The sequence below is a fragment of the Mesorhizobium abyssinicae genome, assembly GCF_049887195.1.
Taxonomy (GTDB): domain Bacteria; phylum Pseudomonadota; class Alphaproteobacteria; order Rhizobiales; family Rhizobiaceae; genus Mesorhizobium; species Mesorhizobium abyssinicae.
Genome location: NZ_JARAKC010000014.1, coordinates 19817 through 31744, shown reverse-complemented (window position 1 = coordinate 31744; position 11928 = coordinate 19817). Strand labels below are relative to the sequence as shown.

General features: G+C 64.4%; 11 protein-coding genes. 2 read left to right on the top strand and 9 right to left on the bottom strand.

Annotated features, from left to right (window positions below; genetic code table 11):
- Positions 1-7: 7 nt before the first annotated feature.
- Positions 8-808: an endonuclease/exonuclease/phosphatase family protein gene (locus PU724_RS24565; protein ID WP_127284925.1), complete on the top strand. Its 801-nt coding sequence runs from the start codon at positions 8-10 to the stop codon at positions 806-808.
- Between the two features lie 9 nt (positions 809-817).
- Here the strand turns inward: PU724_RS24565 and PU724_RS24560 are convergent, their stop codons facing one another.
- The 9 genes from PU724_RS24560 to PU724_RS24520 all read right to left on the bottom strand — a co-directional run bounded on the left by PU724_RS24560 (position 818) and on the right by PU724_RS24520 (position 11053).
- Positions 818-2785, bottom strand: coding sequence for a glycoside hydrolase family 127 protein (locus PU724_RS24560; protein ID WP_354424262.1), 1968 nt, complete (start codon positions 2783-2785; stop codon positions 818-820).
- A gap of 28 nt (positions 2786-2813) precedes the next feature.
- Entirely contained in the window at positions 2814-3671 is an 858-nt protein-coding gene (locus PU724_RS24555; RefSeq protein WP_292248967.1) for a carbohydrate ABC transporter permease, read from the bottom strand.
- Positions 3671-4600 (bottom strand): carbohydrate ABC transporter permease, encoded by a 930-nt coding sequence (locus PU724_RS24550; RefSeq protein ID WP_127394074.1) that lies wholly within the window; start codon positions 4598-4600, stop codon positions 3671-3673. The genes PU724_RS24555 and PU724_RS24550 overlap by 1 nt, the downstream gene beginning before the upstream one ends.
- 396 nt (positions 4601-4996) lie before the next feature.
- Positions 4997-6238 (bottom strand): ABC transporter substrate-binding protein, encoded by a 1242-nt coding sequence (locus PU724_RS24545; protein ID WP_354424260.1) that lies wholly within the window; start codon positions 6236-6238, stop codon positions 4997-4999.
- Positions 6239-6303: 65 nt separating this feature from the next.
- A complete protein-coding gene (locus PU724_RS24540; protein WP_354424258.1) occupies positions 6304-7347 on the bottom strand; it encodes a LacI family DNA-binding transcriptional regulator in 1044 nt (347 codons plus the stop codon).
- 348 nt (positions 7348-7695) lie between these two features.
- On the bottom strand, positions 7696-7983 hold the full coding sequence (locus PU724_RS24535; protein ID WP_127310638.1) for a hypothetical protein: 288 nt from the start codon (positions 7981-7983) through the stop codon (positions 7696-7698).
- 346 nt (positions 7984-8329) lie between these two features.
- Entirely contained in the window at positions 8330-9190 is an 861-nt protein-coding gene (locus tag PU724_RS24530; protein WP_354424256.1) for a class I SAM-dependent methyltransferase, read from the bottom strand.
- Positions 9191-9266: 76 nt separating this feature from the next.
- Positions 9267-10082: an oxidoreductase gene (locus PU724_RS24525; protein WP_354424254.1), complete on the bottom strand. Its 816-nt coding sequence runs from the start codon at positions 10080-10082 to the stop codon at positions 9267-9269.
- A 77-nt stretch (positions 10083-10159) separates the two neighbouring features.
- Positions 10160-11053 (bottom strand): NAD(P)/FAD-dependent oxidoreductase, encoded by an 894-nt coding sequence (locus tag PU724_RS24520; RefSeq protein WP_320321994.1) that lies wholly within the window; start codon positions 11051-11053, stop codon positions 10160-10162.
- Between the two features lie 200 nt (positions 11054-11253).
- Between PU724_RS24520 and PU724_RS24515 the strand changes: the two genes are divergently transcribed.
- Positions 11254-11901 (top strand): TetR/AcrR family transcriptional regulator, encoded by a 648-nt coding sequence (locus PU724_RS24515; RefSeq protein WP_127394145.1) that lies wholly within the window; start codon positions 11254-11256, stop codon positions 11899-11901.
- Positions 11902-11928 lie beyond the last annotated feature (27 nt).

Sequence of the window (11928 nt, the reverse complement as noted above, 5' to 3'; positions counted from 1 at the left end):
CAGGACCATGGAGATAAACGGACGCAACCTGCCGGAGACCGTGCTCCTGTCGATCCGCCACAGAAAGGCGCGGAAGGCAAAGGCGACGCCGCGCAAGCGGGTCGACGGCCCCGAGATGGTGGTCGCTTCCTACAACGTCCATAAATGCATCGGCACCGACCGCAAATTCGATCCCGAACGGACCGCGCGCGTCATCCGCGAAATCAGCCCGGACGTCATCGCCCTGCAGGAGGCCGACAACCGTTTCGGCGACCGCGCCGGCTTGCTCGATTTGGCGCGGCTCGAACACGAAACCGGGCTGGTGCCGGTGCCGGTGTCCGGCAACGGCAAGGGCCATGGCTGGCGCGGCAATGTGCTTTTGTTCAAACGCGGCACGGTGCGCGACGTCCACCAGATCAAGCTGCCGGGGCTCGAGCCGCGCGGCGCGCTGGTCGCCGAAATCGATCTCGACGAGAAGCGGTCGCTGCGCGTGATCGCCGCCCATCTCGGCCTGCTGCGCCGCTCGCGCTCCGAACAGGCGCGCGTCGTGCTCGACATCATGAGCAGCGCCGACGAGAGGCCGACGCTTTTGCTTGGCGATCTCAACGAATGGCGGCTCGGCAACCGCTCGGCGCTCAACACGCTGCATACCACATTCGGGCACACGCCGCCGGCGGTGCCGACCTTTCCCTCAGGGCTGCCAGTGCTTGCGCTGGACAGGATCATGGGCAACCGCAACGACATGGTCTCGGCGGTGGAAGCGCACGACACGCCGCTGTCGCGGGTCGCCTCGGATCATTTGCCGCTCACGGCTTTCGTGCATCTGTAAGATCGGCCTTCAGCCCTCCCGCAGCCAGACCAGCATCTCGCCGGGATCGCGGTTGTCCCAGGCGTAGTAGGGAACTGCCTTCACCCTCGCTTCTTCCGTCGCCGGCGGCTCGGCGCGGTAGAGGCCGTTGCGCCAATCCTCCGACCCCTCCCTTCTGCCGGTGGCCGACAGCGTGACGATGCCGCCGAGCAGGTTTGGCTCGTGATGCGCCTCGATTTCCGCCGTTCGCGGCAGGCTGATGCGGTGCAACCGGCCGGGATTGTCGGTCGCCTCGACACAATAGATCAGCGGACCGCGCGAAAGCGCGACGCGGCCGACGTCCTGGCGCACCTCCGGATTGGCGAAGAGGCGGGAGATCGACATGTCGAGCTCGAGCTCGACATGGTCGCCCTTCCGCCATTCGCGCTGGATCGCCGCGTAGCCGTCGCTCAAGACGGCATCGAGAGCCACCGCCTTGCCGTTGACCTTGAGCGCCGCCTTGCGGCACCAGGCCGGCACGCGCAGGTGCAAGGTGAAGGCGACGGGCGCCTGCGGCTCGACGCGGATCGAGACGGCGCCGTCCCAGGGATAATTGCTGGTCTGGACCAGGCTCACCGGCTTGCCCGATATCTCGAAGCGGGCGGTCGAGTCGCCATAGAGATGGACCGCCAGCGCGTCGTCGGCGAGGCCATAGAAATAGCTGCCGATCGACGCCACCATGCGGCCGATATTGGGGGGGCAGCACGGGCAGCGGTGCCATTTCCAGCGATTGTGCCGGCCGCGGCTTTCCAGCGGGTTCTCGTAGAAGAACAGCGAGCCGTCGAGCGACAGGCCGGAGATCGAGCCGTTGTAAAGCGCCCGCTCCATCATGTCGGCGTAGCGCGCGTTCGGCCCCATGCCGAGCATGCGGCTCGACCAGAACACCAGGCCGACCGCGGCGCAGGTCTCGGCATAGGCGGTCTCGTTGGGCAGGTCGTAGTCGCTGGTGAAGCCTTCATTGTGCGCCGACGGGCCGAGGCCGCCGGTGACATAGAGGCTCTTGGTGGTCAGGTCGTCCCACAGCCGGTCGAGCGCCGCGCGCAGCGTATCGTCGCCATATTCGGTGGCGACGTCGGCCATGCCGGAGAACAGGTACATCGCCCTGACCGCGTGGCCGACGACCTTGTCCTGCTCGCGCACGGGCTTGTGCGACTGGTTGTATTCGTAAGTCTTGAAATGATAGGCCTTCGGATCGGCGCCGCGGGCGCGCGCCTCCTCGTCGAAATAGTGCGGCTGCTGCCCTCGCTGGTCGATGAAGTATTTTGCCAGGTCCATGTATTTCTGCTCGCCGGTCGCCCGCGACAGCTTGACCAGCGCCAACTCGATCTCCTCATGGCCGCAATAGCCCTTCTTCTTGCCGGGCTCGGGGCCGAAAGTGTCGGCGATATGGTCGACATAGCGGCACATGATGTCGAGCAGCTTGCGCTTGCCCGTGGCCTGGAAATAGGCGACGGCGCCCTCGATCAGATGGCCGGCGCAGTAGAGCTCATGGCAGTCGCGCAGGTTGGTCCAGCGCAGGCCGGGCTGGATGCGCTGGTACCAGCTCGACAGGTAGCCGTCGGACTGCTGCAGCCTGCCATAGAGATCGATGACGGCGTCGATCTTCTTCTCCAGCGCGTCGTTGCGGCGCCTGTAGAGCGAATAGGCGGCGGTCTCGATGGTCTTGCCCCAGTCGGAATCCCAGAACATCTGCGTCGTCACCGTCGAGCCCGTGAAGCCCGGATTGGCGGCCTCGTCGGGCGACGGCGAATGGAAGGGGATGACGACGCCCGGCGACGGCCGGTCGGGGTCGATCTGCTCCAGCATGCGGGCCTCGACGCAGCGCTCGTAGAGGATCTCGGCGGTGCGCGCGGCGACCGCATCGACCCGGTCGCCCCAGAAGCCGCGCACGTCGACCTGCGGCACCGGCAGCGGGCGGAAGGCGAGCTTCGGCTTGCCGGTCTTTTGGGCGTTGGTCATCGGCTTACTCCATTCAATTTCGTTGTCGTCATTTCACGGCGCCGGCCATCAGGCCGCGGATGTAGAAGCGCTGCAGCGCCAGGAAGAGGATCAGGCACGGCACCATCATCACGGTGACGCCGGCTTGCACGGCACCCCAGTCGATGGCGCCGAAGCGGCCGGACTGCAGCGCCGTCATCATGATCGGCAGGGTGAACTTGGACTGGTCCGTCATCAGCACGAGCGCCGCCAGGAACTCGTTCCAGGCGCCGAGGAAGGCGAACAGCGCGATGGTGACGATGCCGGGCCACACCAGCGGCAGCATGACCTGCAACAGCATGGTGACGTTGTTGGCGCCGTCCATGCGGGCGGCCTCCTCGATCTCGCGCGGCACCGCGTCGAAGGCGTTGCGCATCATGAAGATCGAGAACGGCAGCTGCAGCGTGACATAGACGAAGACCAGCCCGGTCAGCGTGTTGTGCAGGCCGACCTTGGTCAGCACCAGGAAGATCGGCGTCAGGATCGACTGGAACGGGATCATGATCGTCGACAGGATGATGACGAAGAGCAGGTCCTTGAAGGGAAAGCGGAAGCGCGAGAAGCCGTAGCCGGCAAGCACGCTGACGATGACCGAAAACACCACCGTCATCACCGAGACGTAGATGCTGTTTTGCGCCGGCAGCCAGAGCCCGTCGCCGAAAGTGTTGAGCGTGCCGTAATTCTCGACCGAGAAGCCGGTGGTCGGCCATGGCGGCAGCGGCGGCAGGCGCGCCTCCTGAGACGGCTTGAAGGCCGACAGCACCGTCCAGACGATCGGCGCCAGGAACAGCAGCGAGGCGATGATGCCGGTCAAGTGCTCGGCGATGCCGAGCCGGATGCGGCTGTTGCGGCTGCGCGCCTGCGCCATCAGTCGACCCCTTCCGGTTTGCGCAGCAGCCAGAGCTGGACGAGGCTGAGCACGACGAGGATCAGAAGCAGGATCATCGAAAGTGCGGCGCCATAGCCGAGCTTGAACGACACGAAGGACTGGTTGAAGATCCAGTAGACGGCGGTCAGCGTCTGGTTGCGCGGGCCGCCGCGCAGGATGATGTAGAACTGGTCGAAGGCGAGGATGGAGCCGGCGACCGACAGGATCAGCGCCAGCGCCAGCGTGCGGCGCATCAGCGGCAGGGTGATGGCGCGGAAGCGCGCGAACGGCCCTGCCCCGTCGATCATCGCCGCCTCCTGCAGCTCCGACGGGATCGACTGCAGGCCGGTCATCAGGATGATCATGGTGAAGCCCGCGACCTTCCACACCACCATGGCGATGATCGACCAGAAGGCCGGCTGGAAGGTGGCGAGCAGATTGAACTTCTTTTCGGTCAGGCCGAGCGCGTAGGCGGCCGGGCTGAACAGGCCAGAATCGACGTTCAAGAGCCACGACCAGAGCAGGCTCGCCGAGGCGAAGCCGATGACGGCCGGCATGAAGAAGGCGGTGCGGTAGACATTGGTCATCGCCCGCGGCCGCTCGATGAAGATCGCCAGCGGAAAGGCGACGGCGAAGATCGCGATCGTCACCACCAGCGTGTACCAGCCGGTGAAGCGCAGCGCGTTCCAGAAGCGCGTGTCGCGCAGGATCGCCCAGTAGTTGCCGAGGCCGATGTAGGAATGCTCGCCCATCAGCGGCCAGTTGTGCAGCGACATCCACGCCGTCATGCCGAGCGGCACGATGAAGAACACCGTGACCAGCGCCACCGCCGGCGCGACATAGAGCAGCCCGATCCACTGCCGACGCCCGGCGCCGACCAGCTTTCGCGGGCGCGCGGGGGCTGCGGTTTCTGCGGTTATAGTGGTCATGGGTAAGCACTCACTTCCCCTTCTCCCCTTGTGGGAGAAGGTGGATCGGCGCGCAGCGCCGAGACGGATGAGGGGTGCGCGAAGGATCGCCGTCCTTGCCAAGCTGGAGCACCCCTCATCCGTCGCCTTCGGCGACACCTTCTCCCACAAGGGGAGAAGGTGGAGCCTACCTGCTGACGACCCGCGGCATTCCGGTTAGATGAGTGCTTTCTCAACGCGATAGTCCTGCTGTTGGCGCTGCGTCCCCCTCCCCCTCGAGGGGAGGGTCCGGCCGAAGGCCGGGGGTGGGGTCCGCCGCGACGCGCCGACGGGGAGATAGCGTCGAGCACTGCCGGGGCGACCCCACCCGGACCCTGCGGGTCCGACCTCCCCTCAAGGGGGAGGTTGAGGGCGGCGCTACTTCTGAGGCGCCTGGTCGATGATCGACTGCATCGTCTCCTGCGCATTCGAAATCGCGCCGTCGACATCGTCGCCGAAGAAGACCTCGTTGACCATCTGCGTCCACGGACCGTTGGCGGAGTTGATCAGGTCGTTGAACACCACCGTGTAGGGCGTGCGGCCCTTGGCCATCGCCTCGGCGGCGATCTGGTAGCGCGGATCGAGGTCCTTCAGCGCCTCCTTGGCGATGTCGCCGCGCACCGGCAGGCTGCCGTATTTGGCGAGCAGCGTCTGGCCTTCGAGCGAATAGGCGAAGTCCAGAAACTCCTTCACCACGGCGAGCTTCTTGGTGCCCTTGGTGACGACGAAATTGTCGCCGCCGGCGAAGGACGACCAGCCGCCATCCTTGCCAGGCAGGAAGGTGACGCCATAGTCGACATTCGGGTACTGCGTGTTCAGTGCGCCGATGGCGAAGGCGCCGGACGGCGAGATGCCGATATTGCCGGCCGCAAAAGCGGCGAAGAAATTGGCGCCGGTGTCGGTCTGCGCGCCCGACGGCACCAGATCCTTTTTGACCATCGAACGGTAGAGGTCGATGGCGCCGCGCAGCTGCGGGCTGTCCAGCGTCGCCTTGGAGCCGTCCTCGGAGAGGATGTCGCCGCCCGAAGCCCAGATCAGCGGCGTGAAGGTGAAGATGTTGCAGCCGCCGCAATTGCCGGAGAAATAGAAGCCCTTGATGTCGCCGCCGAGCGCGTTGACCTTCTCGGCATCGGCCTCGATCTCGGCCCAGTTGGTCGGGCCCTTTTCCGGATCGAGCCCGGCCTGTTTGAACAGTTTTTTGTTCCAGATCAGCACCGAACTATCGGCCGAGAACGGCAGGCCGTAGATGCGGCCCTTGTAGGTGCCGGTCTTCACATGCGCCGGCGACAGGCTGGCGAAATAGGGCAGCGACTTCGCCCAGTCGGTGATGTCCTCGAGCTGGCCGGCGGCCGAGAAGGACGGCGTGTAGATCAGATCGAGCGACAGCGCGTCGGGCGCGGTGCCGCCGGCGGCGGCCGCACCGTATTTCGGGATGATCTCGGCGTTGGGGATGATGTCGAGTTTGATCTGGTTCTCATGGCTCTTGTTGAAGGCATCGACGATGGGCGGCATGAAGTTCGAGCCGTCGGCGCGCACCCAGATGTTGGCGGTGTCGGCGGCAAAAGCAGGCAGAGCGAAAATGCTCGCGGCGAGCGCGAGCCCGGCAATCATGGTCTTCATGGTTCTCCTCCTCATTGGTTCTCCTCCCGGTTCGGCCGCTGCCTGACGATCAGGCGCGGCCTGTCTCAGCCGCCCACTGGGCGGCCGCATGACTGACGCACCACCAGCCGGCACGGCAGTTTTCTTATGCCCGGCAGGGCCGCTTGGCCGCCGACGAGCGAAAGCAAAGCGAGCCCGGCCTCGCGGCCGAGCGTCGCCAGGTTCATGTCGACCGAGGTCAGCGGCGGGCGCGTCGCCTCGGCCACGATCTCCCAATTGTCGAAACCGATGACGCCGATCTCCTCGGGCACGCCGATGCCGCGCTCGCGCAGCGCATCGATGACGCCGCGCGCGATCTGGTCGTTGCCGCAGAAGACGGCGTCCGGCGTCTCGCCCCTGCCCGCCTTGCCGTCGAAGAGCTTTGCCACCGCCTCATGCCCCCAGCCTTCCGACCAGGCGCCGAGCAGCGGCTCGGCAACCGGCAGGCCGTGCTCGGCCAGCACCTCGCGATAGGCGCGCGCGCGCTCATGCACCACGGCAAAGCTCGCCGGCCCGCTGACATGGGCGATGCGCCGGCGCCCGAGCGCGCAAAAATGCTCGACCGCCAGCCGCGCGCCGCCGGCATCGTCGGACTCGAAACCGATGGCGTCGGCATCGGGCTGGGTGAAGGCGTAGATGACCGGAATGCGCAGGTTGGAGAGATCGACCGGAAGATGGCGATCGATGCGTTTGCCGGTGGCGATGATGCCGTCGACGCGCTTGTCGAGCATGGCCTCGACATGCAGTTGGCCAAGCCGTGGATCGTCCTCGACATTGCACAGGAACACCGAGACGCCGGCATCGACCAGCGCATCGGACACGCCGGCCATCAGCGGCAGCGAGAAGCGGCCGTAAGTATCGTTGGTGAGCAGCCCGACGGTGAAGGAGCGTTTTCGCAGCAGGCTCTGCGCCAGGCTGTTCGGCCGAAAGCCAAGCCGCTGCGCCGTCTCGCGGATACGCTCGCGCGTCTCCGCCGTCATCCGCCCCTGCCCGTTCAGCGCCTTTGAGGCCGTCGCCACGCTGACGCCGGCGGCCGATGCCACCTCACGCAGGGTGACCGGGGCTGGCGCTGGCGAGGCATCGGAGGACATGTGGCGAGGCGCATCCCTAGGTTGGGAAAAGGTTTTCTCTTATCGCCCTGCGCGGTGGTGACGGGTGAGTCAAGGAGCGAAGGGGATTTGGGAAAAGGTTTTCTCAGCGAAGATTAGGGGAAGGTGGGCGGGTTGGCAAGGGGGGATTTTTGTGTCCTTTGGACCGCGCTAGCATGTTGCAGCGGCAACACAATCTGAAGGAATGCTGTGGCACAGGCGGTCAACCCCGTCATGGGCGCTTTCGATTGGCGCCGCGGGGGCCGGTCATGGTCTGGCGCGGGGAAAGCGCTGCGCTCGGCTGCACACGGGTGCGATTCCAACCCGTCCCGCTGAGCGCCGTACCTGGCTCTACGTTCCCTTGACGATTCTCGGCTTGGTCGGTCGGCGGGATTGAGTCGCGCTCTCGATGGTCAAGGCCAGCCGCTTCTCGTCTTCGATGGCGCGGTCGACTGCCTCGATTTCCTCCTGGAGCGCCTTCAGCTGGGCACCGTAGCTGGAGCCATCGCTTTCTCCGATCTGAAAGCCACTTGCCCGCATTGCGTCGCGGGTATGGTGCACGTTACGGACGCCTTCGCGCCGAGTTGCGACGAGGATCTCCCTGAACTCTCCAAGACGTTCAACGTGACTGCGAGTCATTGCGTTCTCCTATTTCGTCGTCATCGTCGCCGACGGCGATGCAAAACGGCCAAACTTACGGCGCAGAAGGTCTAGGAGACTAAAGGAGATACTCTCGACAAAGCATGAGTGCGGAAGCTCAAATTTGAACGTTTGCAACAAGGTGGAGCGGGCAGGCGGAAACTGGCTTGGGACCCGATCCATCGAGTGCTCGTCTTTTCGGCCGAGCGGGTCTGCTGTTCGACTGGCCCATCCTGGATCGTGAGGGTCGGTTTCTGAGCGCACAGCGACGCTGGTCTCAATGTCCGACATTCGGCGCCAGGCCGCCGAGCCCAGCGCACCGGCGGCTGCTTTGCGCCATAAGCGGTCATACCGGATTGCGCGCGGTGACGATCCATGCCGCACCATTGATCATCACCGACCGCTCGCCGGGGCGGTCCGCGAAGACGGCACGAACCGCAGCCGAGGCGCGGGCGCGTATGTCGTCGGGCTGATCAGCGAGCGCGCGCGACAGCGGGCCGACCTCGAGCGTCATCTTCACCGCGTCGTCAATCGCGGCGTCCCGCGTCGGGCCCTTACCAAACGGAACGGAACTATCGAAGGGCTCGATAGCGATATCGGTGAAGCCGGCCGCCATCAGGACGCGAGCCACCCGTCCGCGGTCGCCGAACGAGAACGGGCCAGGCGCTTCGGCATCGGGCGGCGCGGTCGACGGGACGATGCCCTTGATCGCGCCTATCGGCAGGCGCATCCAATCGTTATCGGCCATGCCGCGCCAACAAACGAAAGCGACCCGCCCGCCCGGCCGGAGCGCCCCGCGCATATGCGCGAACGCCGCTGTCGGATCGTCGAAGAACATCACCCCGAAACGCGAGAACAGGATGTCGAACGCGCCCTCGGGCAACTCGGCCCTGCTGGCGTCGGCCATTGCGAACACGACCGGCATATCCTGTGCCGTAAGCGCGCGCGCTCTGCCGATCAACGATTCGGATATGTCCACGCCCAATACATGGCCCCTCGGGCCGACGAGGGTGGCCAGTGCCTGACTTGACGCGCCCGCGCCGCAGCCGACGTCGAGCACGCGCTCGCCCGTCACGGGCGCGGCGGCTTCGATTGCGGCCTGGCCGAACACGGCCAGCATGGCGTCGAGCCGCGCCTGATGGGCGGCCCAGCGCTCCCCGCTTTGGTCATTCCAATCGGCGACCCGATCCGCATTGTGCTGTGCCATGACATATCCTTGTCGTGATGCGCTCTTGACCAGGCTCTCCCTCGGAATGCGAAACGAAAGCCGGTTGATCCTTGCATCAAACCGGTAGCCCGAATCGCTTTCGCAGGCTCTTGTCGAATGCGGAAGCGGGGACGAAACGGCGCAGGAGACTGATCTGACGCGCCGTTTTCCCAGCCGTATAGCGCCTCTTCGGAGCCGGATCGGTCGCAGCCGCCAATACGGTCTGGGCTACCACTTCGGGCGCATCGCCATTTTCCATCTCCTTCCGTACCGCTCCATTCATGGCTGCGCGCCCCGTGTTATAGATATCCAGGAACTGGTCCGGCTTCGCGAGATTCTCTTCGAAGGACGTGCGGGTGTAGGCGGGCTCGACCAACGAGACACGAATTCCGAACGGGCGCAGTTCATGGTCGAGCGATTCGGAATAGCCTTCAACGGCATGTTTGGTCGATGAATAAAGCGCGAAAAATGGACCCGGGATGAACCCCTGCACCGAGCTCAGATTAACAATTCTGCCCTTTCCTTGACGTCGCATTGTCGGCAACACCGCATTGGTCACGCGAAAGACGCCGAAGACGTTCACGTCGAACAGTGCCTGCGCCTGAACCGTCGAAGACTCCTCCGCAGCGCCGAGCAGGCCCAGGCCGGCATTGTTAACGAGCACGTCGATCCGGCCTGCCTCGGCAAGGACCCGCTCGACCAGTTTGGCCACGGACTCATCGTCTGTAACGTCACAGGCCAGCATAGTAAAACCGTCGAATTTCTTCGCCGCGGCGCGGCGGCTGGTTCCGAACAGTCGAAAGCCCGCATTCCCCAAGGCATTGGCGGTGGCGAGACCGATGCCGGAGGAGGCGCCGGTCACCAGGGCGACGCCAGGACTGGTCTTATTCATGAGGATCACTTCCCTTTTTGCTTAGGTTGGAGCGTCGCCGCAGGGGTTGGCCAATTGGGACCGGAGAAACTCTGCTCTCAAACCAGCATCGACTGCTGGGCGAAGATGCCAGCCATCGCGCCTTGCCACGATGCCGTGGTGACCGAGGGGATCATGGGGTTAGTGAGGTCGCCCGCGGCGTAGATGCCGGGCATGCTGGTTTCGCGGCGCTCATCAACCTTGAGGACGATGCCAAGGGGCGTGGCGGCCGTGGCGAGGCCCAGTGATTCATGCAGGCCGGCGGACGGCTTGTTGCGCGGATGCGCGAACAGAATGTCGACAGCGACATCACGGCCGGAAGCGAGCTTGAGGGTGGGACTGCGGCCGCCATGACGGGTGATTTCAGTGATCCGGCCATCGACGATAGGTGTGTTGCGACGCTCCAGATCGGCCCGGATTTCGGTCGGGATGTCGTGACCATCGGCGAAGACCGTCAACCTGTCAGTCCAATCGTGGAACAGCCTGACCTGATTGTGCGACTGCGGGCCGGACCAGACGAGGCCCCAATGCTGGCCGGCGACTTCAAAGCCGTCGCAATAGGGACAGGGCACGATGGACGTGCCCCAGCTTTCGGCAAACCCCGGCACATCGGGCATCTGGTCCGTGATGCCATAGCTCAGGATCAGCCGACGCGCCCCAAGGCTTTCGCCATCGCCCATGAGGACGGAGAAATCGTCGATGCCGCCGGAGACTTTGTCGGCCCGAGCGTTGACCAGACTGATCGCAGGATAACGCGCCAACTGCCGGCGCGCCTCGGCCAGGATGTCCAGCGGCGGCTTGTGATCGTGACCAAGCATACCATGCGAGTGGCCGGCGAAGCGGTTGCGCGGCAGGCCAGTGTCGAGAACGGTGACCTTGCGGCGGGCACGGCCGAGTTGCAGGGCGGCGGCAAGGCCAGCAAAGCTGCCGCCGATGATGATGACGTCATCCATGGTGATGGGCTCCGTGTTGCGTATGAAGCGGGTTGGGCTGAGCCTGGCACGCAGAATCGTCCGGCGATGCGCATTCGATATCGGTGGGCGGCCAAGGTAATGCTGATTTGGAGGACACGATAAAATCCACTCTTGGAATTTCCGAAACTGCGTAGTATCGTAATTCATGAATTACGATACTGTCAAGGACTGTAATTGAGATGACCGAAAATAGTCGAGGCCGGCGTGGCCGGCCCGCCAATGAGGCGCTTGGCCAAACCATTGTCGACACCGCAGGCGAACTCTTTGCAGAATTGGGTTTTCAAGCGACGACCTTGGACAAGGTCGCCCAGCGAGCGAAGATATCGAAGCTCAGCATTTACAAGCACTTCGAGAACAAAGAGGCGCTGTTTGGCGCGGCCTTTGCGGTCCGCTGTCAGCAGTTAATCCCACAGGCGCTTTTTGAAGGCGTCGATGGCTCGGCCGAGGATCAGCTTATGGCGGTGGGATCGTCGATGCTTCGCACGCTGCTGCGCCCCGATGTCCGCAACGTCGAAGCCATAGTCATGGCCGACACGCCGAACCAAAAGTCGTTGAGCAAGCTCCATTACGAAGCCGGCCCCGCCCACATCGTCGCCCAAATCGAGACCCTGTTACGTCAGTTGCACGCGAAGGCGGTGCTCAACGTGCCCGATCCTCTCCGGTCCGCCCGCTTGTTTGCCGCACTTTTCAAAGGCTCCGATCTTCTAATTATTGCACGCTTTGATGAGGCGAGAGCAGAGGACGATGACGAAATCGAATCCTATTGCCGGTCGGCTGTCGCCATGTTCATCGCGGCTCACGGTCGCAACGAACACGCGGGCGGATAGCCGGGACGAGGCCGCGATGGACTACTC

Coding starts and splice junctions, on each gene's coding strand:
- PU724_RS24565 (WP_127284925.1), top strand. CDS start 8: ATGGAGATAAACGGACGCAACCTGCCGGAGACCGTGCTCCTGTCGATC.
- PU724_RS24540 (WP_354424258.1), bottom strand. CDS start 7,347: ATGTCCTCCGATGCCTCGCCAGCGCCAGCCCCGGTCACCCTGCGTGAG.
- PU724_RS24525 (WP_354424254.1), bottom strand. CDS start 10,082: ATGAATAAGACCAGTCCTGGCGTCGCCCTGGTGACCGGCGCCTCCTCC.
- PU724_RS24530 (WP_354424256.1), bottom strand. CDS start 9,190: ATGGCACAGCACAATGCGGATCGGGTCGCCGATTGGAATGACCAAAGC.
- PU724_RS24555 (WP_292248967.1), bottom strand. CDS start 3,671: ATGGCGCAGGCGCGCAGCCGCAACAGCCGCATCCGGCTCGGCATCGCC.
- PU724_RS24520 (WP_320321994.1), bottom strand. CDS start 11,053: ATGGATGACGTCATCATCATCGGCGGCAGCTTTGCTGGCCTTGCCGCC.
- PU724_RS24535 (WP_127310638.1), bottom strand. CDS start 7,983: ATGACTCGCAGTCACGTTGAACGTCTTGGAGAGTTCAGGGAGATCCTC.
- PU724_RS24545 (WP_354424260.1), bottom strand. CDS start 6,238: ATGAAGACCATGATTGCCGGGCTCGCGCTCGCCGCGAGCATTTTCGCT.
- PU724_RS24560 (WP_354424262.1), bottom strand. CDS start 2,785: ATGACCAACGCCCAAAAGACCGGCAAGCCGAAGCTCGCCTTCCGCCCG.
- PU724_RS24550 (WP_127394074.1), bottom strand. CDS start 4,600: ATGACCACTATAACCGCAGAAACCGCAGCCCCCGCGCGCCCGCGAAAG.
- PU724_RS24515 (WP_127394145.1), top strand. CDS start 11,254: ATGACCGAAAATAGTCGAGGCCGGCGTGGCCGGCCCGCCAATGAGGCG.